The 21,535-nt window shown below is 45.3% G+C and carries 19 protein-coding genes; 11 read left to right on the top strand and 8 right to left on the bottom strand.

Going from position 1 to position 21,535, the window contains the following annotated elements; all coding sequences use genetic code 11:
- Positions 1-158: 158 nt before the first annotated feature.
- The gene (locus ACQEXP_RS03755; RefSeq protein WP_426968308.1) at positions 159-1,463 is read right to left on the bottom strand and encodes an arylsulfotransferase family protein; all 1,305 of its coding nucleotides are present in this window, start codon (positions 1,461-1,463) and stop codon (positions 159-161) included.
- A gap of 209 nt (positions 1,464-1,672) precedes the next feature.
- On the opposite strand from ACQEXP_RS03755, the gene ACQEXP_RS03750 reads away from it, so the two are divergent.
- From ACQEXP_RS03750 to ACQEXP_RS03740, 3 genes are read left to right on the top strand one after another with little or no spacing between them, the layout of a single operon-like run.
- Entirely contained in the window at positions 1,673-2,215 is a 543-nt protein-coding gene (locus ACQEXP_RS03750) for a YbhB/YbcL family Raf kinase inhibitor-like protein (protein ID WP_426968556.1), read from the top strand.
- Between the two features lie 15 nt (positions 2,216-2,230).
- The gene (locus ACQEXP_RS03745) at positions 2,231-3,043 is read left to right on the top strand and encodes an AraC family transcriptional regulator (protein ID WP_269376111.1); all 813 of its coding nucleotides are present in this window, start codon (positions 2,231-2,233) and stop codon (positions 3,041-3,043) included.
- A gap of 1 nt (position 3,044) precedes the next feature.
- The gene (locus tag ACQEXP_RS03740; protein ID WP_426968305.1) at positions 3,045-4,022 is read left to right on the top strand and encodes a DUF3080 domain-containing protein; all 978 of its coding nucleotides are present in this window, start codon (positions 3,045-3,047) and stop codon (positions 4,020-4,022) included.
- Here ACQEXP_RS03740 and ACQEXP_RS03735 read toward each other — a convergent pair.
- Both ACQEXP_RS03735 and ACQEXP_RS03730 read right to left on the bottom strand, forming a co-directional pair.
- Entirely contained in the window at positions 4,019-5,974 is a 1,956-nt protein-coding gene (locus tag ACQEXP_RS03735) for a DNA topoisomerase III (RefSeq protein ID WP_426968303.1), read from the bottom strand. The two genes, ACQEXP_RS03740 and ACQEXP_RS03735, sit on opposite strands and share 4 nt — an antisense overlap.
- An 85-nt stretch (positions 5,975-6,059) precedes the next feature.
- Entirely contained in the window at positions 6,060-6,395 is a 336-nt protein-coding gene (locus ACQEXP_RS03730; RefSeq protein ID WP_426968301.1) for a Grx4 family monothiol glutaredoxin, read from the bottom strand.
- A 303-nt stretch (positions 6,396-6,698) separates the two neighbouring features.
- Between ACQEXP_RS03730 and sodB the strand changes: the two genes are divergently transcribed.
- From sodB to ACQEXP_RS03715, 3 genes are all read left to right on the top strand, one after another.
- Positions 6,699-7,283, top strand: a complete 585-nt coding sequence (gene sodB / locus ACQEXP_RS03725; RefSeq protein WP_069446954.1) for a superoxide dismutase [Fe] — start codon at positions 6,699-6,701, stop codon at positions 7,281-7,283.
- Positions 7,284-7,416: 133 nt separating this feature from the next.
- Complete coding sequence (locus ACQEXP_RS03720) at positions 7,417-7,920, top strand: VC2046/SO_2500 family protein (RefSeq protein ID WP_426968300.1); 504 nt, start codon at positions 7,417-7,419, stop codon at positions 7,918-7,920.
- Between the two features lie 206 nt (positions 7,921-8,126).
- Positions 8,127-8,789 (top strand): SDR family oxidoreductase, encoded by a 663-nt coding sequence (locus tag ACQEXP_RS03715; RefSeq protein ID WP_269376115.1) that lies wholly within the window; start codon positions 8,127-8,129, stop codon positions 8,787-8,789.
- A gap of 41 nt (positions 8,790-8,830) precedes the next feature.
- Here the strand turns inward: ACQEXP_RS03715 and ACQEXP_RS03710 are convergent, their stop codons facing one another.
- On the bottom strand, positions 8,831-9,283 hold the full coding sequence (locus ACQEXP_RS03710) for a low molecular weight protein-tyrosine-phosphatase (protein WP_426968298.1): 453 nt from the start codon (positions 9,281-9,283) through the stop codon (positions 8,831-8,833).
- A gap of 109 nt (positions 9,284-9,392) precedes the next feature.
- Here ACQEXP_RS03710 and cobO point away from each other — a divergent pair, with 109 nt between their 5' ends.
- On the top strand, positions 9,393-9,998 hold the full coding sequence (cobO, locus tag ACQEXP_RS03705; RefSeq protein WP_269376117.1) for a cob(I)yrinic acid a,c-diamide adenosyltransferase: 606 nt from the start codon (positions 9,393-9,395) through the stop codon (positions 9,996-9,998).
- A 59-nt stretch (positions 9,999-10,057) separates the two neighbouring features.
- Here the strand turns inward: cobO and ACQEXP_RS03700 are convergent, their stop codons facing one another.
- The 3 genes from ACQEXP_RS03700 to apbC form a co-directional block, all read right to left on the bottom strand.
- Complete coding sequence (locus ACQEXP_RS03700) at positions 10,058-12,196, bottom strand: AsmA family protein (RefSeq protein ID WP_426968296.1); 2,139 nt, start codon at positions 12,194-12,196, stop codon at positions 10,058-10,060.
- 154 nt (positions 12,197-12,350) lie between these two features.
- Entirely contained in the window at positions 12,351-12,992 is a 642-nt protein-coding gene (udk, locus tag ACQEXP_RS03695) for a uridine kinase (protein WP_269376119.1), read from the bottom strand.
- Positions 12,993-13,239: 247 nt separating this feature from the next.
- A complete protein-coding gene (gene apbC, locus ACQEXP_RS03690; RefSeq protein WP_426968294.1) occupies positions 13,240-14,313 on the bottom strand; it encodes an iron-sulfur cluster carrier protein ApbC in 1,074 nt (357 codons plus the stop codon).
- A 157-nt stretch (positions 14,314-14,470) separates the two neighbouring features.
- Between apbC and metG the strand changes: the two genes are divergently transcribed.
- The 4 genes from metG (at position 14,471) to ACQEXP_RS03670 (ending at position 20,527) form a co-directional block, all read left to right on the top strand.
- The gene (metG, locus tag ACQEXP_RS03685) at positions 14,471-16,546 is read left to right on the top strand and encodes a methionine--tRNA ligase (RefSeq protein ID WP_426968292.1); all 2,076 of its coding nucleotides are present in this window, start codon (positions 14,471-14,473) and stop codon (positions 16,544-16,546) included.
- A 199-nt stretch (positions 16,547-16,745) separates the two neighbouring features.
- Positions 16,746-17,558 (top strand): hypothetical protein, encoded by an 813-nt coding sequence (locus tag ACQEXP_RS03680; RefSeq protein WP_269376122.1) that lies wholly within the window; start codon positions 16,746-16,748, stop codon positions 17,556-17,558.
- Positions 17,559-17,854: 296 nt separating this feature from the next.
- A complete protein-coding gene (locus ACQEXP_RS03675) occupies positions 17,855-18,817 on the top strand; it encodes a transposase (RefSeq protein ID WP_426968290.1) in 963 nt (320 codons plus the stop codon).
- 510 nt (positions 18,818-19,327) lie between these two features.
- Complete coding sequence (locus ACQEXP_RS03670) at positions 19,328-20,527, top strand: type III PLP-dependent enzyme (protein WP_426968288.1); 1,200 nt, start codon at positions 19,328-19,330, stop codon at positions 20,525-20,527.
- A 96-nt stretch (positions 20,528-20,623) separates the two neighbouring features.
- On the opposite strand, the gene udp is transcribed toward ACQEXP_RS03670, so the two are convergent.
- Positions 20,624-21,382 carry a uridine phosphorylase gene (gene udp / locus ACQEXP_RS03665; RefSeq protein ID WP_045953819.1) on the bottom strand — a complete coding sequence of 253 codons (759 nt, stop codon included), beginning with the start codon at positions 21,380-21,382 and terminating at the stop codon, positions 20,624-20,626.
- Between the last annotated feature and the right edge of the window lie 153 nt (positions 21,383-21,535).

The raw sequence follows: 21,535 nt of genomic DNA, 5'->3' as shown, positions 1-21,535 counted from the left end.
CAAAGGTTCCGATCGCAGTGAGCCCAACGCCAGGTCCAATGTAGGCGTCAGCTCTAAGCGGGATAAACATCGTTAGAACAAAGAGATAGCTAAAACAATCTCGAAAAACTAGCCTATAGTTGGCATTCAATCTACTCATACAGCAACGGTTTCCTTCGTTATTGTTCCTTGTTTGCCCCACATTGTTGACTCACCCGAGTAAAAAAAGCAGGGTTAAACTCTGGCCCAAGGCGCTGAACTTCATCAATAAAACCGATAAGCCCATCTGGCAAAACATTGAAAAACTGCCAAACAATATCATCGCCTTTCAGCTCAAACGCTCTCCCGTTAGCCGCTTCCGTGATCAGTAAATTGCCATTGTCGAGCAGTTGATGTTTACCCATGATATGGCTAAAAAACGGTTTGTCATGACTGCCTTGATATCGAACAACAGGTTCGAGGCTATCACGGTTTAAATAGAGAATGCGGCTGAATGGCATCTCTGTGCCATAAGTATGAGTATAGTTATCAAATACTGAGATCGTGTTGCCATCAATAAAATCTGCATCATGCTGGCGGACGAAACTGCCGGTAAAGACCTTTTTGATTTTCATACTAGAATCAAACACCGCAACACTATGAATATTGCGCATGGATATCATGATATCTCCAGGTTCAAAGAATCCAGCGTTGAGACTAGAAGGAAACACTTTGACATCATTGAGATGCAAAGTATCACCGCTCAGCAACGGAACTCCTGCCCTATTGCTCGACATATACATTAAGCTTTCCAGATGGTTTTGCTTAAGAATGTCAAACAAACTCCACTCGTTGAGCAGCTCTCCATCAGAGGATAACTTGAATATTTTGAAGTCGTGATAGCCCGGAGCATAGGCAGGTAATGACTCCGATACCTGTTCTAAATAGTCCAGACCAAGTGTCCAAATATCGCCGTGTTCATCAAGAAAGACAGAATGGTGAGTCATCCTTGGAAAACGCCAGACCACTTGGCCGCAAGGGTCGATACGAAACAGCCCCGCATATTCAAGGCTAAAAATCAGATCTCCATTGCTCATGAGCTTTACCCCATGCGTAAAAGGTGTCGTCGTTTTTTGAATTTGTTGATGAACGTGTGTGGCATTTGGCCATAGCTGATGCCAATTGAGTTGCCAGTTGTGGATGACATTCCCGTCGGTATCAATCACTGAGGCTTGAGAGTGGCCATAGGGCCCTAATCCAGACACTAATGAAAGTCCCGGCTGAATTGAATCTCGCTCTAACACCTCCACCCTCGACACGCGGTGAGTTTGATGGAGATACCAAGGCAAATCACCTTGCAGTTGACTTCTGATTTCTCCAAAGCCTGCTTTTGCTAATTGATAGAGTTGATAAGGAAAATAGAGGCGCATGTCCGTGGTAATGACACCCAAAATAAAGGCTAGGACGGCAAGAGCGAGGTATTTTCGGATTCTATGCAATGTCACTGACTTACCTCTACTAAATCGACAACCTTAGTGGTACGTATCGTTTGGGGTCCAACACAAACATGCTATTCAAATCACTGTAAGTATCAAAATTCATCATAAATTAGATTATGATGATACTTATTGTTGAGTTACCACCTTACGCTTTCTCTAATCTGTACTGGTTAAAGACATTTTAAACATCAGATATAAGGAAGGTTAGTATGAAAATGAGTAAGCACAAACTTGGCTTGGTGTTACTTTCAGCCACCAGCATCGCTTTTTCGGGCGCGGCAAGTGCACTACAGCTCACCAGTAGCGATATTCAGGAAGGTCATCCAATGGCGAAAACCTTTGAGTATGCTGGCTGGGGATGCGATGGGGGTAACCTCTCACCACAATTGAGTTGGAAAGATATTCCTCAAGGTACCAAAAGTTTCGCTATCACCGCTTACGATCCAGATGCCCCAACAGGCAGCGGTTTTTGGCATTGGATTGCCATTGATATTCCAGTAGAAACAACTCAACTGCCAAGAGCGGCGAACATCAGTGAGCTTGGTGGGAAAGAAGTCCGTATAGATTATGGTTCGGTTGGATTTGGTGGTGCCTGTCCTCCTATCTCTGACGGCATGCATCGATACCAGTTTACCGTTTGGGCTCTGCCTAAAGCTGAACTCGGGCTCAACAAAGACACACCTGCTGCCGTAGTAGGATTTACTCTTAATAGTATGGCTTTAGATAAAGCGACACTAACCGCCACATACACTCGCTAAGCAAAAGGAGAAGTGATGACTCACCTCTATCAAGTGACAACGTTTCGAGCACAGCAGCTCCAAAAGCTCCGTAATGTGACGATTCACTCTCCTAGCCTGATTCAAATATTATCTGGCAGTAAAAGGCTGTTCCTTAATCAAGGTACGGTAGATCTTGCCTCGTCAACCTTGTTGCTGTGCGAGGCATCTTCTCGATTTAGCTTTGAGAATCTTCCAGATAAAGGGGCTTTTCTTTCTCGGGTATTCAGTTTTCACCACCCTGCCCCAGAAAGTTTGATTCAACTCAGTCATGACAATGCCAATAGGCTTCAACAATCTTGGATTAAAAACGATAAAGCGATTGAACAGACGCTAAATATTCTTTTTACTCTCGACTTAAAAACAATGAGTCACGCCACGCAGCGTCTGTGGCTGGCTCCGCTGTATCAGCAGTTAGCTGAGCGAGGAGCGCTTCACTGCCTGTTTAGTAGCGAGCAAACCTCGTTTAGCCAGCAACTGACTCGTTATCTTGCCCAATCTCCCAGTGAGGATCATCCATTAGAAGAAGTCGCTAGTCACTTTGCGATTAGTCGAGCGACCTTTATGCGCCGACTCAAAAAAGAAGGCACCCAATATCGCGATGTGCTTACCGAAGTGAGGCTCAATCATGCACTCAATTTAATGCAAACAAGGAACTGGAGTGTCCTTCAACTCGCTTTTATGTGTGGCTATCAATCTGAACAACGTTTTACGCAACGATTTAGATCTAAGTTCGGTTTAACGCCGACAGACTACATGCAGACCGTGAACAGCGATACATCTCACACCGCTCAAGCAAAGGTACATTAGAATGAAAAAGCTGACATTGGGATTGGTCGTCGTGGCTTGTTTGATTCTGAGCGCCTGTCAATCTGATAGCCCCAGCGTGTTCTTCGATGACTATCTTACTCGGGTGGTACGGGTTCAAAATGCGCCTCAAGTGGAGAGCACATTGGAAGAATATGTCAATCTACCTCGCAAGCGCGACCTATATATTGAGATACCCTCGATATCTATTGGGCTGCTCGATAGCTATCAACTGCGTCAGTGTGGCTTATTTAACTTGATTGCTGAGCGGAACTCCGTACTGGGTAAAGTCGCAGATGAGTTTCGCAACTACGATTATCAAAATGCACTATTGGGTGGCTTGTCACGTTGTATTAACAGTCCGCAACTTGATCCAGAATTACAGCAAGTGCTCACGGAGATAGGGACACAAAAGCGCGCACAGTTGGCATTGCATCAGTGGAATTTGCTCTTTGCCAGTGAAGCGATGCAAAAACAGTTACAAGGAAGTCAGTGGTTAGAGGCTAATCTTGGTCAAACGGTATCTGAGGTTAATGAGGCGCTGACTAGACTCAATCTCGCCTTCCATCAATCCGAAGAGAAAACCATCGACGTTCAAGAAATACTGGAGAAAAATAACATCATTGGCAATCTAAATTACTCTCTTGTCATGGCGACCAGTAAGCTCAATCTGGTCACGCAACAGCTTACCGAATATGACCATACTGTTATCTGCCAGCCCAACCGCGATACCACAAAATACCAGTACTTGAACAACGTCTTCGAACAGCAGTATGTCGCCAAAGTCCAACCTTATATGGCTCAGCTCGACCGCTATTATCAGACCCTATCCGCAAATTTGACTCTGCTTGCTCCTCAACCTGATATTCACAATTATGTTTATCCGTTAACGCAAAACCATCAAGCTTTTCGGTTAGCCATACGCCGCCACGTGGACTACTGGCAGCAGCTCTTTAAACGCTGTGGTCGTAAGCTCGGCTAACCGGACTTAGACGCCGTTTTCGTCGCAGGCTTTTTGCGATATCCACCCTTTTTGCGCTTGTAGGCAGGGCGCTCTACTTGCGGTAAGTAACGTAGAGATTGCGGGACGTCACCACTGCGAACTTGAATCATAAGGTCATCAATTCGTTGCTGTAGCGCCTGCATAAACGGTAGATATGCCTGATTGCGATCAGCCATACCTTGCAACTGGTGCTCCCAGTTTGCCGTCATGTCTGGGAATGTAGACTCACTCGGCAACGCGTGGATCAAACCACGACCCGCTGGCGTACTGAGAATCGATTTACCCTGTCGTTGCAGTAACTGGCGCTTAAACAGAGTATCAAGAATCCCTGCGCGTGTGGCTTCTGTGCCTAAGCCGTCGGTTTCTTTAAGAATCTTCTTCAGCTCTTTATCTGCGACAAAACGGGCAATACCCGTCATAGCTTGTAGCAGCGTCGCTTCCGTAAAGTGTTTCGGCGGCTCAGTCTGGCGATCTTTTATTTCACCCTCACGGCAAGTGAGTACACTACCTTCAGGCAGTGGCGGCACCGTATCTACCCCAGAATCTTCATCATCCACTTTGCCCATCAACTCTTTCCAGCCCGCGGACACCAACTGACGACCTTTAGCAATAAAGGTTCCTCCAACAATATCAAACACCAATTTCGCTTCGGCGTAGACTGCTGCTGGGTAAAACTGCATGAGATATTGTCTGGCGATCTGTTGATAGATCTTCATCTCGTTCGCAGAAAGCGCATTGTGTGAGGCTTTCTTTGGCGTCGGAATAATCGCATGGTGAGCGTCGACTTTTTTATCATTCCACGCTTTTGATTTAAGACTAAGGTTCGCACCCTTTACCGCCTCACCAAGCTCCTTGGCATTGTTAGCGATAGCGTCACAAACACTAGCGGCTTGACCATAGTGCTCAAGCGGCAAGTAACGGCAGTCAGAACGAGGATAGGTAATCAGCTTGTGTTTTTCATACAGCGATTGACAGGTATCCAGAACCTGCTGAGCACTCATGCCAAAACGTTTTGCTGCGTCAATTTGCAGTGCTGAAAGCGAATATGGCAGTGGCGCTGATTGTTTCGTCTGTTTCTGCTCAGACTCAACCACTTTGGCTGGTTGATTCGCTATTCGCTGAGCAACATTTTCGACCAACTTGCGGTTTAACACCCGCCCTTCTTCATCTTGCCACGGTTTACACGCTTCACTTGGCTTCCAACGCGCTCGAATATCAAACTGGTGCGAGCCATCTTGGTAAGGAATCAGTGCGTGTAATGTGTAGTAGTCACGAGGGATGAAGTTCTCGATCTCTTCATCACGACGTACAACCAGCCCAAGTACCGGCGTCTGCACTCGACCGACAGACAGTACCCCCTGATAGCCAGCCTTTTGACCAAGCAAGGTATACGCACGTGACATATTCATACCGTAGAGCCAGTCTGCACGGGAGCGAGCTAACGCGGAGATTGACAGTGGAATAAAGTCACGATTGCTGCGCATTTGGTTCAATGCTCGTTTAACGGCGGGTAAGTTAAGGTCGCTGATCAACAGACGTTGGGTCGCATCCTTCTTCGATTTGCTTACTTTGCAATAATCGAGCACCTCATCCACCAGCAGTTGCCCTTCTCGATCTGGGTCTCCAGCGTGGATTATCTGACTCGATTCTTTTAGCAATTTCCGCACGACGGTTAACTGTTTGCTGGCAGACTTTCGTGGTCTTAATTGCCACTGTTCCGGCACAATCGGAAGATCCGCCAGATTCCATTTTTTATAGCGTTCGTCATACGCATCAGGCTCTACCTGTTCAAGCAAGTGACCGATGCACCAAGTCACCACATCACCGCTGCCACAGCGAATAAATCCTTGCTCGTTTTTTTTAGGGCCAGGCAGTGCCGCAGCAATCGCGCGACCTAGGCTAGGTTTTTCAGCAATAAACAGACGTGACATAAAGTAGGACTAGCTAAAAACAATAAGGGCCACATTATCGAATGTGGCCCTTATAAATCAAGAAAAACTGTAAATTTACACAGTATTATTCTTCGTCAGACGCTGCACGCTCAGCCGCTTCTTTTACTAGAGGCTGAAGTTCACCTTTCTGGAACATTTCAATGATAATGTCACAACCACCGATCAGCTCGCCTTCAATCCATAGTTGAGGGAAAGTTGGCCACTGTGCGTAAGCTGGTAGCTCTGCACGGATATCAGGGTTTTGAAGAATGTCTACGTACGCAAACTTCTCGCCACAAGCCATCAACGCTTGTGCCGCTTGTGAAGAGAAACCGCAGCTAGGTAGTTTAGGAGAACCCTTCATGTATAGAAGGATAGAGTTATCTGCGATTTGCTGTTTAATTTTATCGATAGTTTCCATTGCTTCCTCTTAATGGAGTTACTGCAAATATTCTGGACATTCTAAACCATTAGCGCAGAATAAAAAGCCTATAATATCTATGGTTATTTACAAGGTTATGCTTTTGAGACTTGCTGAGCTTAACTAATAAAGAAATTTCATATAGAAAATGTCACCCTGCGCTTTTAATAAAGTAAAAACTTGCTAAACTAGAGCGCAAGTCAGCAAATTGATCTTGGTTGGTGATTCACTGACCACGAATAATAAATAACACTGGAAGCAATCGAGAGGGGCAACCCTTTCTCATCAATGGAGAATTGAGCAATGGCATTTGAACTACCAGCTCTTCCTTACGCGAAAGACGCACTAGAACCACACATCTCAGCAGAAACTCTAGATTTCCACCACGGTAAGCACCACAACACTTACGTTGTAAAGCTTAACGGCCTAATCCCAGGCACTGAGTTTGAAGGCAAAACTCTAGAAGAAATCGTTAAGACTTCTACTGGCGGTGTTTTCAACAACGCAGCTCAAATCTGGAACCACACTTTCTACTGGCACTGTCTAGCGCCTAACGCAGGTGGTGAACCAACAGGTGCAGTTGCAGATGCAATCAACGCTGCATTCGGTTCTTTCGAAGAGTTCAAAGCAAAATTCACAGATTCTGCTATCAACAACTTCGGTTCTTCTTGGACTTGGCTTGTTAAGAAAGCAGACGGCTCTCTAGAGATCGTAAACACATCTAATGCAGCAACTCCTCTAACAGAAGAAGGTACAACTCCACTTCTAACTGTTGACCTATGGGAACACGCTTACTACATCGATTACCGTAACCTACGTCCAGACTACATGAACGGTTTCTGGGCACTGGTTAACTGGGACTTCGTTGCAGAAAACCTAGCTAAATAATCCCTTCCCCTAGGATTAAAAATTTAGTCGCTTAAAAAGCCAGCACTTTGCTGGCTTTTTTGCTTTTCTCACTATGATTTTTCTAAAGTTTTCGGGATGCGAGTCGTTATAAAAGCATCACACGAGAGGCATTATGCAGATTCATACTTTAGACAAAGCAGCGATTATCAACGAGCTTCAGTTCGGCAATGGGATCAACCATGCTGTTCATGACGGTCGTCGTGCAGACTTTGCGCTAATTCTGTCAATGTTCTCTGATGACGTTCGCGATAACACGCCGACGGAAAAAATTGACCAAGTGGACACCAGTGAGCAAGCGTTACGCAAACGCTTCGAGTTGCAAGGACCACAACAATTGCGTTCAGATCAAAGCTCCTATGAACTTTCTGCCCAGCAAGCATCTCTCTTTCATAGCTCCGGTTTACCGAGTGCAAAACTGTGTCATTACTTAAAACCTGACGCTCTGACCTATCTGCCAGAAGATACTCATGACTTGCCAGAAGAGGTCTACCATAACCTGTCGGGTCATCAACGAAGAATGCTCAGTGAAAAAGAACCTAAGCCTTTGATGCCTATCGATCTTTATAATCAATTAATCAAAGCTCAACGTACTTTCCAAATCCAAGCACAAGCTTAGCACCATCATCCTACTTCACAGTTTTTTGTCTTAAATGTGCTACTCCGCTAGCAAGATCCCGCCAATGTGTGAATAGCGCCAAAGAAACGTAAATAACCTTCCATCTCACTAAGGTTATTTGACCTTATTCACAACTAAGTCACAGTTAATCTACCATGATATGTGGACACCTTTTTGCGCGTACATTGCTTATGGGGGGTAAGCCAATGGATATAAAAAAAGCTGTCGTTTTAATCACATCAGCAGGTTCTCAGATCGGGAGTACTCTTGCGTATCACTTCACTTCGCTTGGGGCGACCGTGGTTTTGTGTGATGTAAACAATCCACAATTAAAACAGACCTATCGTCTGTGCAGTGAGATCTCCGACAATGTATTCCAGTTCACGATTCAAGATCACTCACTAAGCTCAATTCAAGACCTGTTCGGTTTTATGGACAGCTCCGTCAAACGCTCACCAGATGTATTGATTAATGCTTTGACGGCAGAAGCCATGCCACACATTTTTGATCAACAAGCCAGTGCATTGTTTACCCAAAAGCTCTCCCTAATGGCAGCAACCATGTTCAGTTTTGGTCAAGCAACCGCAGAACGCATGCGACAAGAGAAGAAAAATGGCGTGATTGTTAATGTCATTGCACATCCGGAATATCAGGATTTGTCAGGTTTTGATAATGCCGCCTCGATGGTCGTTGGCTTCACACAAAGCTGGGCTCGTGAGCTCACGCCATTTAACATTCGTGTCGCTGGGGTGGTTCCCGCTCTTGAACATGACGACGCGCATTGGGCAGAAGTGCAAGATGAGTTGATTCGTAACACTGAATATATCGTATCCAATGACTACTTCAGTGGTCGAGTAATGGCAGCATAATTCGCTCACCACAGATAGCCAGCGTGGTGAGCAAACCGTCTCTAGATTGAGCGAAGAATCTTCTCAGAAGCTTCCTCTATTAAATCCAGTACGAGTTCAAAGCCACTATCTCCACCATAATACGGGTCGGGGATTTCGTCATAGTCTGAATCGGTATAACTTAAAAACAGCTCAATTTTACCTTGCAGATGAGTCGGGCATTGAGACATAAGATCCGCATAATTGTCTTTGTCGGCAGCTAGGATCAAATCGAACGTATCAAAATCACTACTGACTATTTTCCTTGATCGGATACCCTTAAACGAATAACCGCGTTTCTCCCCTGCCGCTTTAGCACGAGCATCGGGTGGATTACCTTGGTGATATCCTATTGTCCCTGCGGAGTCGACTTCCACTGCGACACCTAACTGCTCTGCTTTTGCTCTGAGTACCGCTTCACCTGTTGGTGAGCGACATATATTCCCCATACAGACAACGAGTATCTTTTTCCCCATTGTTTCGTCTCCTTACTCGCGGTCACTTGTCCATAAAACTGGTAGGTTTTTGCATCTACTCGAATCAGTTATCATAGCCATAAAGTGACTTAATAAAAAAGGATTAACCATGGTCTCTGAGAGCAACAAAGAAGCGCGTCACAAAGCAAGACAACAAAAAGTAAAACAAGAGGTCGATGCGAAAGTCGCGGCAGCTCAGGAAGAGAAGGGGCTGTTGCTGGTCATAACTGGAAATGGCAAAGGTAAATCAACATCTGGCTTTGGTACGATTGCTCGCGCTGTCGGTCATGGCCTCAAATGTTCTGTCGCTCAGTTTATCAAAGGAACATGGGACAATGGTGAACGCAACCTGCTAGAGAAGCTCGGTGTTGAGTTCCAAGTCATGGCAACAGGCTTTACTTGGGAAACTCAGAATAAAGCCGCCGATACGGAAGCGGCACAAATCGTGTGGCAAGAGTGTAAACGAATGCTTAAAGATGACTCAATTGACGTTATTTTGTTTGATGAACTGACCTATATGGTGAGCTACGGTTATATCGATTTGGATGAAGTTGTTGAAGCGTTGAATAACCGTCCTAAGATGCAATCAGTTGTGATTACAGGCCGAGCAGCGCACAGGACGTTGATAGAGTTGGCAGATACTGTTTCTGAAGTGAAGAATGTTAAACACGCTTTTGAATCAGGCGTCAAAGCCCTAAAAGGCGTTGACTGGTAGTTAAGAAAACAAATAACTAAAAGGCGCTCAAGTGAGCGCCTTTTCAATTTATGACCACGTTAGTTAAACAAACCCTTTATAAGGCTGTTCACCGCTTCTTTGGTTTTCTCATCTTTGATTTTGCCATCGAGCTTTTTCAGACCGCGGTCAATTTCCTTCTCTGCTTTCTGTTTAAGCACATCGTCAAACACTAGCTTAAATTTCGGTTCAGCCCAGCTACCTGAGATATTGATTGGGATGGTGACATCTCGCAGTTCATCAATATCCTTACCACCTTGCCCCTCTAGCGAGCCCACAATCGATGTGCTGACCGTGAAATCAACCGTCTCATTGATGTAGTTTGCACTACCGTTACCACGAATACGGAGCAGAGGTGATTGCATTGTCAGGTCGTTGGTCGACACATTGCCTTTGTTCAGTTTCAGTGTTGCTTTCATCGCACTAAAATCGGTCTTTTGTACCTGTTCGGTAGCCTCGACTTTCTCACCTTTGATTTTGGCGTAGTTTTCGCGAATAAGCTGAGCGACGTTTATACCGTTCACCGCACCATCTTCAAACTTAACCGCAACTGTACCGATTAGGTTTTTCTTGATGCCGGTTGGCGTTAAGCTGCTGCCCTTAACATCGACATCAATGTTACCAGTACCCTCTAGCATTTCGTTATTAGCGACATCTTTAAGTAGAGGAAGAACTTTTACGCCCTTGATATGTTTCACTGCGGTGTAACTTGCAGGTGATTTACGTGCATCTAAACGCGCGGTTGCGCTGATTGAACCTTGATATAGATTAGACGTAAACGAGGTTAATTCTGCAACACCACGGTTAACCGCAAAGCTCGCTTTCACATTCTGCATCTTGGCATTGCTGGCTTTAAACTTATCGATGCTGATATCACCTTTGACATCCAACGTTTTCAATGCGGTTAGATCAGGCTCTACTTCTTGAGCTGGCTTAGCTGGTGAAGTCTGAGAAGGTGTTTGCTCAGATTTAGTAGCTGGCGTTGAAGGTCCTTGCTGCTCAGTTGCTGGTTTATCCAAACCCAAGAACTCGTCCAAATCGATGTTTGGACTGTGCAGCGCAAAGCGCACTTTTGGGATCTCAGCTAAAGTAACGTCTGCTTTACCGTCAAACTGCAATGCATTCGCCGTCAGTTTCTCAAGAACAAAACTTAAATGACTTTTAGCGAGGTCGAATGATAGATCGGATGCCATATCGACTTTCATTGGAGATTGCGGTAGCGAGTCACCGTCGAATTTCGCGTCGAGCACTAGCTGGTTCATCACTACTTTACTGATTGCTTTATCAACCGTAAGGGAGGCAGAGCCTTTCATATCAAGGTCAAGACCAGCAGCGTTACCTACCACGGAATAGGTTAATGCGTTGGCTTTATCGAACTCGAATGTCTCTAAGCCAATCTTAGCGCTATCGATGCGAGTTGCAGGGTCACTCATACTAGCGTCAAGATTAATATTGCGTAACGCGTACTCCTTAAACCCTTTCGCCAGTTTGAACTCAGCATCACCTTTGGCACTGAATTTCTGCTGGTTGTTCTCGCCTTTAGCCGCGAATTCGACCTTAGTCCATTTCTCAGCGGCAAACTCCGACAAGCTTAGCGACACATCGTAAAGCTTAGTAAATGAGCCCGACTGCTTGTCCTGTACGTCAACCGAAGCGTTTGAAATCGTGACACCCGCTAGGTTAATCGTCCAAGCAGACGCTGCTGTTGGCTCTGTCGTCCCGGAAACTGGCTCTGCTGGCGCGTCCGTCGATGTTGATGTTGCGGCCGGCTCAGCCTGACTCGTTTGAGCCTGAGTCAGCACGTCTATGTTTCTCGTGCCATCTTTGAGTGTTTCCAGTGAGAAAGCGGCACCATCTAAAGTGATGTTGCCAATTTCTAGCTGTTGGCTGAACAGCGGCATAACCGAAACATCAATACCAACAGTATCAACCTTAAACATGTTCAGCTGTTCAAAACCTTGCGGGTTGCGCAATTCAGTCTGACCGAGCTCAAAGCCAATCGATGGGAAAAACTGCCAGCTAATGTCACCGTCGATGACCAGATCTAACCCAGTTTGAGTTTTGGCTTGTTCGACAATTAGAGGCTTAAATTGGTTGGGGTTAACGAGGGTAACCAACGCGATAATCGCACCAAGAATAGCAATTACAGGGATGGCTATTATTAGTAATAGTTTCTTCATCAGCAGTATCCTTGCTTGGTGAGCACACCAAAAAAGAGAGGCAAGCTCCAAGTATAAATGATCGTGGCAGAATACCAGACGACCATAAAAAGAAAGTGGCACTAAAAGTGCCACTTATCTCATAAAAAATAAAGTCTTAAGCGCTTATTCGGTATTAAGCTTTCAAAAGTTTTGCAATGTGAGCTTTTAGCACATCAATCGCGATACGGTTTTTACCGCCACGAGGAACAATAATGTCTGCATATTGCTTTGATGGCTCGATAAACTGCATAAACATTGGACGAACGGTTTCTTGGTACTGTTTAAGCACTGAATCCATTGTGCGACCGCGCTCTTCTACGTCACGTTTTACACGGCGTAGCAGACAGATATCCAACGGCGTATCCATAAATACTGTCGCGTGCATCAGGTCACGTAGACGAGGATCGGTCAGAAGAAGGATACCTTCAAGGATAATGACTTTCTTAGGCGTCATTGTTGTGGTGTTTTCTGTACGGGTGTGCTCAGTGTAGCTGTACTCAGGTACCTCTACTGCTTGTCCCTTAACTAACTGCTCTAGGTGTTCGCACAGCAGATCATGATCGAGTGCGCTTGGGTGGTCATAGTTGGTTTTTACACGCTCATCCATACTCAGATGGCCTTGGTCGTTGTAATAGCAATCTTCCGTAATCACACCAATTTGATGATCGCCCACTTTCGCACGTAATTCGTTGTAGATAGTGCTAGCGATTAAACTTTTTCCAGAAGCAGACGCGCCAGCAATACCGACGATGACGCATTGATTATTATCAGACATTATTCTTGCACCCGATGAATTAGATTGGTGTCATATGCTAATACTAGCAGTGCTCATCGAACCGAGCTCTGTGTATTAGGACAAATTTAGATAAACCGCCTGATTATAGGGAGTTAAGAGGTGAGTTGCCAGTCGCTATTAAGCCGATTTACGTAAATGGAATAAAAGTTTTCAACGCAATCGATTACACGGAATAAGAATTAAAAAGAGCGTCAAATGAACGCTCTTTTTTTAACCACACTACCGATTATTCGACCATGGTAAACAGTATTGAGTCGGGTTTTGCTTTACCCTGCCAGAACAATCTCGAGCTTACTGCTTCCGCCAAGGCGAGATATTGTCTTCCATGCTCAGACTCAGGTCGAGCAGCGACTGTCGGCTCGCCTCGATCGATATCTTCTCGCATTTGAATGTGCAGAGGGATCTGGGCTAACAAGTCTAAGCCATACTCACTGGACATTTTTTCTGCACCACCAGCACCAAAGATGTGCTCTTTTTCGCCACAGTGGCTACAGATGTGGTAACTCATGTTTTCGACAATGCCAACCACAGGAACGTCTACTTTTTTAAACATGGCTGCACCTTTACGTGCATCGGCCAACGCTAGATCTTGTGGTGTCGTGACGATAACCGCACCCGTGACCGGGACTTGCTGGGCAAGCGTTAACTGAATATCGCCCGTGCCTGGCGGCATATCGATAACCAAGTAGTCTAGCTCAGGCCATTCGGTTTCATTGAGAAGTTGAGCTAACGCTTTCGCTGCCATAGGGCCACGCCAAATCGCCGCTTCATCTTTTGAAACCAAGTAACCGATTGAATGTGTGTAAATGCCATGGGCAACAATCGGCTGCATCCACTTGCCATCTCTAACTTCTGGCTGAGCCTCCGTCTGCCCTAGCATAAGAGGAACCGATGGGCCATAGATGTCTGCATCAAGCAATCCGACCTTTGCGCCAGATTTTGACAGCGCAAGTGCAAGGTTTACCGATGTCGTCGATTTACCTACTCCACCTTTTGCCGACGTAACTGCAATAACATTTTTTACCCCTTTCACCTGTGAGGTAACGTGTGTCTCAAGGGCTTTTGGAGCAACAAGAATGTCATAGGAAAACGACGCCACCTCACCTTTCGATTGAGCAGCCGCTATCCAGTCATTAAGCTCCTCAACTAACCCGTTAGCTGCAAAAGGAATTTCTATCTTAAAGCCCGCCGCTTCGACACTAACGACCTTGGCTACTGACGCCCACTGTGGCGCTAAGCTTGAATGCTCAAATTGGTTTAACCAATCACAAAAATCTTGCTTTGAACTGAATTGACGCATAGGTCCTCCTTATGCATCTAATCGTAACACTCTGTCAGCCTAGACTGAACCATGAAAAAACTAGGGTATTCCTGTCACTGGTACCTTGGAGTCACTGGTTGGATAAGGTAGTATTACTCTCTATTTTTTTATACATCCTAAGAAGCGAATATTAAGTATGGCAAACGATCCAAGAACTCTTGATCCAAGGAAACTGCTGGTCACTTGTGCCCTTCCGTACGCTAACGGTTCGATTCACCTAGGTCACATGCTTGAGCACATTCAAGCAGACATCTGGGTTCGCTACCAACGCCTACGCGGCAACACTGTAAACTTCATCTGTGCTGACGATGCTCACGGCACGCCAATCATGCTAAAAGCACAACAGATGGGTATGACGCCAGAAGAGATGATCGCTGCAGTAAGTGAAGAGCACCAAAAAGACTTCGCTGGCTTCGATATTAGCTTTGATAACTACCACAGCACTCATTCAGAAGAGAACCGTGAGCTTGCATCTCACATCTATCTGGAACTGAAAAAAAATGGCTTTATCTCTAGCCGCACTATCTCTCAGCTTTTCGATCCTGAAAAAGAGATGTTCCTTCCAGACCGTTTCGTGAAAGGTACTTGTCCTAAATGTAAGTCTGAAGATCAATACGGCGACAACTGTGACAACTGTGGTGAGACATACAGCCCTACTGAACTGATTGATCCTAAATCAGCCGTATCTGGTGCAACACCTGTAATGAAAGATTCTGAACACTTCTTCTTCGACCTACCTCAGTTTGAAAGCATGCTACAAGAGTGGACTCGCTCTGGCTCACTACAAGCTGAAACTGCAAACAAGATGCAAGAGTGGTTCGAATCTGGTCTTCAACAATGGGATATCTCGCGTGATGCGCCTTACTTTGGCTTCGAGATCCCAGGCGAGAAAGACAAATTCTTCTATGTTTGGCTAGACGCGCCAGTTGGCTACATGGCTTCATTCAAGAATCTATGTAACAAACGTGACGACCTAGACTTCGATGAGTACTGGAAAAAAGACAGCACAACCGAGCTATACCACTTCATCGGTAAAGACATCGTGTACTTCCATTCGCTATTCTGGCCAGCAATGCTAGACGGCAGCGGTTTCCGTAAACCAAATAACGTATTCGTACACGGCTACGTAACGGTTAACGGTGCAAAAATGTCTAAGTCGAAAGGCACATTCATCAAGGCAGCGACTTACCTAGAGCACCTAGATCCTGAATGTCTGCGTTACTACTATGCAGCGAAACTCAACAGCCGTATCGACGATCTGGATCTTAACCTTGAAGACTTCACTCAACGCGTTAATGCTGACGTAGTTAACAAGATTGTGAACCTTGCTTCTCGTAACGCTGGCTTCATCTCTAAACGTTTTGAAGGCAAACTATCGGCAAACTTTGCTGAACCTGAGCTGTACAACGAGTTTGCGGCGGCGGCAGATCGTATCGCAGAACTTTACGAAACTCGCGAGTTTGGTCGTGCTATTCGTGAAATCACTGCACTAGCAGATAAAGCGAACCAGTACGTTGACGAGAAAGCACCGTGGGTAGTGGCGAAAGAAGAAGGCAAAGACCAAGATCTACAAGACATCTGTTCTGTAGGTATTAACCTATTCCGCGTACTGATGACATACCTCAAGCCAGTGATGCCAGAGCTTGCTGCGCGTACTGAAGCATTCCTGAACGAAGAACTGACGTGGGATGGCATTGCAACGCCACTGACTTCTCATGAAATTACGCAGTTCAAGGCACTATTCAACCGCATCGATCCTAAGAAAGTTGAAGATATGGTTGAAGCGTCTAAGCAAGATGCTGCCGCTGAAGTTGCAGCAAAAGAGAAAGCAGAAGCTGAAAAGAATCAAGCTAGCCAAACAGAACTAGACAAAGATCCAATCGCTGATGAAATTGAATTTGACGCTTTCGCCGCAGTGGATATGCGTATCGCACGTATTATCTCATGTGAAGAAGTGCCAAAGGCAGACAAGCTACTCAAGTTCCAGCTTGATATCGGTGGTGAGACTCGTCAGGTTTTCTCAGGCATCAAATCAGCTTACAAACCTGAAGAACTGGAAGGCAAGCTAACCGTAATGGTAGCAAACCTAAAACCTCGTAAAATGAAGTTTGGTATGTCTGAAGGTATGATCCTAGCCGCTGGCCCTGGCGGCAGCGAGTTGTGGATCCTTGAACCACACGAAGGTGCTCAGCCTGGCATGCGCGTCATGTAAACTGAATAAATTGTCTAACGCAGAGCCCTACTCATCGAGTGGGGCTTTTTTATTTCCCTCACATTATCAGTGCTTTATGCACCAAATCGGTTCAAAACAATCCAGAGGTAAATTTTAAGCTATTGAATTTTAATGAAATTACAATTGGCACCATATCTGCTCTACCACTTTATAGGTAAACATTAACAAGGAGTAAGTTATGTTTGTGCTTTTTTCACTAATCTTGTCCCTGACGATTCTTGCAACCCTATTTCACCATTCAAAGAAACGTCATTCCGGTCTTGAACGAAAATTCGAGATTTTAGTTCTGCTGCGCCAACTGTTGCTGCTTAGCCGACAACATAGAGCCATCACACATCAAGCATTGACTAACCAAGATTTTGAGCGCCAACAAAACACACTGGCGGGCATTTTCGATTCGATGATGGAACACTCCAATACACTTATCGCCACAGCCCAGTTCGAAAACAAGCCGATGTATCGAATTTTGCAATTAAAGCTCAAATCTCTGCACCAAGAGTGGCAGCATCGAACGGTGGCACGAAATCAGATTATTCACGGCAAAACCATTCGTCACTGTTTGTTTTTAATGGATGAAATCGCAATTGCATGGCTGATTGAATCTGGCCGAGAAGACATTAGTGACGAGTACCATATGAATTGGCAGCAAGTGCTCGATAGTATGGAAACGCTCACCCAATTAAGAATATCAATTCAGGATCTTGGCCATCCAGAAGGTATGATGCGAGTAAAATACTACTGCGATAAAACTCGACGCAAACTGAGCCAACTCTCATTGATTAGCCCACTTTCTGTTGCGTCACCACTGAGTTCCAAGGCAATGCATACACTGACAGAACTCAATGCCAATGATGCACTAGAGATGACCAGTGACGAGCTTTACCAGCTAACCACAGACATATCCTTGGTTATCTCACAAGTGTATGACCAAATGTTGTCTGACATGACTGAAAGTCTCTACCTGCCGCTACCTAAAATCGCATTTAGTTAACGCAAAGTCCTAAGCCCGCAACAATGGGTAGCAAGCATGCTACCTATTTTCTTGAGAGGACACACACCTCAAGCAAGTTTCCAAAAGCACAAATTTAAAGGACAGACACCTTACTCTGGACAAAGAAGCAAATGAAGGGAAGTAAATGAGGAAGTAAATGAAGGGACAGACGCCTCAAAGAATGAAATAAGGATGAGATGTTGATACCCCTACCAAAGGTTGCAACATACTCAGTTGCCGGGGCACCGTTACTCTCTTAGCTTGGATGAACTCTCTTCCACCAAGCGATGTTTGATATGACCACAGCAAGAAAAAACCAAGTATGTGTCGACGCTACTCCTTACTATCACTGCGTTTCTCGATGTGTTCGCCGCAGCTTTCTTTGTGGGGAAGATCCTCTCACCAACAAAAATTATCATCACCGACGCGCTTGGGTCGAACATAAGATTGCAGTGCTTTCACAAATATACTGCATCGATGTTTGCGCCTACGCCATCATGAGCAATCACTACCACTTGGTGATTCATATTAATCGAGAGAAAGCCCAAACGCTCTCCGACTATGAGGTCGTTGAACGCTGGCAACAAGAGCATAACCTTCCTGTCATAGTAACGCGCTGGCTCGAAGGTCAACTTACCAGCAGAGCAGAACTTGAAACGTGCTCAGCGATTATTGAATCCTGGCGTAAACGCCTATGGAGCTTGAGCTGGTTTATGAAAGAACTCAACTTTGACATCGCTTGCAAAGCAAACAAAGAAGACGATTGCAAAGGCCACTTTTGGGAGAGTCGCTTTAAAAGCCAGGCTTTACTCGATGAAAATGCTCTTCTTGCCGCCATGGTTTATGTTGACTTAAACCCACTCCGCGCCGGAGAAGCTAACAATCCTGAGACATCTAATTACACTTCTATTCGAACCCGACTTGAAGCATTAGACAATCAAAACGAAGCCACTCCTTGTCTTCATCCATTTATTGGTAGTAAGGCCAATAAACGGCTTGATGGTATTCCATACCGTCTTATGGACTACATCGAACTTGTGGATTGGACCTCTCGTCAATACCGCGAGGATAAAGCGCACTTGTCGCCAAACACCCCGCCAATCTTACAGCGTCTTAGCGTTAACCAATCCCAATGGTTTGAAGCCTGTACCAAGTTAGAACGACAACGGATTATGGCCGTCGGTTGTGAGAAGAATGCCATTCACGCAAAACGCTTGTTGCAGCGAAAGAGACTCAATCTTCTTAGGTTAGATGGCTAGTTCTCCATTTTTTTTAACGTATAACCAAGCAAAGTGTTTGCTCGGGAAGTATCCCTGCTCGCAAGCATCTTCAAACCTCACCTCTTAGTCGAAACCTCAAATTTTTCCCTGAATTGAGTCCCGTAACTCCTCAAAAATACAGATAAATGATGAATTCTGTGCGCTCAGATCTCTTTGTTGGCGTCGTAAATTTATGGCGACTGTCCCCATTAGATAGGGTGTGTGTCCTTTGTGGGGGAAGGGTTGATTGCGAGATAAACATTCCCTGTCGTAACAACAAAAATTATTCACTTTCTTTTATTCATCCAGCTATTGATTGCAAAGATTGATGCTTTTACTATCACTTCGCTTCTTGATGATAGCCAATCCGAGTACATCACAGCAGATTTGTGGCAAGGCGATAGAGCAACTATCCAAGAGTGACTTTGACTGCGCTTTGCGCATTTTTTGACGCTCCATGTTTCTTTGTTATCGCATTGAAACATGCCTATAACTTGTTGGAGACTGGCTATGGCTACTGCTCACTCTGTTCTAGATTTTCAATCTTATTCTGCTGGTGTTCTATCTGCACCAGAATCTCAACTTATTCAATCCTCGGTAGAGCAATTTGGCGCACCACTGCTGCTGCTAGATTGTGATGTTGTTCGTCAACAATATCGTGCCCTAAGCAACGCACTACCTAATGTCACGTTACACTTTGCGCTTAAGCCACTGCCTCACCCAGCCGTTGTACAGACACTATTGGCTGAAGGAGCTAGTTTTGACTTAGCAACCAGTGGTGAAGTTGACCTAGTGGCAGAGCAAGGTGTACCAGCAGAGCGTACTATCCATACTCACCCAATCAAGCGTGACCGTGATATTCGCGACGCACTGGCGTATGGTTGCCGTGTTTTTGTCGTCGACAACATTAACGAGTTAGAGAAATTCATCGCCTACCGTGATGAAGTGGAATTGCTCGTGCGCCTGAGCTTTCGTAATTCAGAAGCCTTCGCGGATCTTTCGAAGAAGTTTGGCTGCGCTCCGCAACAAGCGCTGGAGCTAATTGCGCAAGCTCAAGAGTGGAATATTCGTATTAAGGGTCTGTCGTTCCACGTTGGTTCACAAACCATGAATCCACAGAAATACGTTGACGCAATCAACACCTGTAAGCACCTAATGGAGCAAGTTGTTGAGCATGGTTTACCTGCGTTAAGTACTCTTGACATCGGTGGTGGATTCCCTGTGAGTTATAACACTCAGGTAATGCCGATTGAACTGTTTTGTCAGCCGATCAATGCGGCTTTAAACCAGCTACCAGAAACGGTTCAGGTTATTGCCGAACCTGGGCGCTTTATTGTTGCTCAAGCGATGACAGGTGTTGCATCAGTGATGGGACAAGCAGAGCGTGATGGACAGATTTGGTACTACCTAGATGATGGTATCTACGGTTCATTCAGTGGTTTGATGTTTGATGATGCTAAATACCCTCTCACAACGATAAAACAGGATGGAGAGTGGCTACCGAGTATTCTTGCAGGTCCAACATGCGATAGCATTGATGTGATTGCAGAAAACATTATGCTACCAAAGCTGAGCAATGGTGACTTGGTTGTCAGCCGCATGATGGGCGCTTACACGAGTGCCACAGCAACTGACTTTAACTTCTTTAAGCGTGCACAAACCATTCTGCTCAACGAAGAAGAAGCCGAGCAAGCTCGTTTGCTTGGTTAATAACAAACACATCTGGTGTCGTAACCGATAATCCGAAATAAATAAAAAGGCCCTGCGTATCAACGCAGGGCCTTATCTATTCAGTCACTGTAATCTTTACAGCATCTTACGTGCAGCTTCAACAACCACTTTGATTGAACGAGCTTCTGTCTCTTTTAGAGTTGAGTGATCAGGAATTTCTTTCTGAGTACGGTTGATAATTACACCCGCTACACAGCCAGCTTTAAGACCAGAACTTGCACACATAGTAAGAAGTGTTGCAGATTCCATCTCAAAGTTTAGAACGCCCATCTCTTGCCACTCTTTCATAGAGCCTTGGAAACGCTTAACAACACGACCAGAGAAAGTATCGTAACGCTCTTGGCCTGGGTAGAATGTGTCACTTGATGCCGTTACGCCCATATGAACCGTCGCGCCACTTTCTTCAACCGCGGCTTTCATTGCTGTCGCAACTTCAAAGTCTGCTACTGCTGGGAATTCCATTGGAGCGAAGTGCAAACTTGCACCATCAAGACGAACAGAACCTGTAGAAACAATCATATCACCCACGTTAACGTGTGGTTGAATTGCACCAGTCGTGCCTACGCGTAGGAAGGTACGAACGCCAAGTTGCGCCAATTCTTCAACTGCAATAGAAGTAGAAGGACCACCAATACCAGTTGAACATACGACAACAGGCTTGCCATCAAGCTCTGCACGGTACAGTGTGTATTCACGGTGGCTAGCAAGGAAAACTGGGTTCTCCATTTCTTCTGCAATTTTTTGAACGCGTGCTGGGTCACCAGGAATGATCGCTAATGTTGCGCCAGCGAGATCAGATTCAGTAACACCAAGGTGGAATACAGCTTGAGACATAGGGGACTCCTTATTGTGGCGAAATTTGGTTGATTAATTTTTACCATTCGCTCTATAAATTCATCGGGTACAGAACATACTGTAACCAACTACCAAGAGCTTTATAGTGACAACGATCACAACAACGATCGCAACAAAAACTTACATTGCAAG

This window comes from Vibrio sp. TRT 1302, assembly GCF_050113875.1.
Classification (GTDB): Bacteria; Pseudomonadota; Gammaproteobacteria; order Enterobacterales; family Vibrionaceae; genus Vibrio.
The sequence above is the reverse complement of the archived record's forward strand: the minus strand, read 5'-3'. Positions and strand labels throughout refer to the sequence as shown.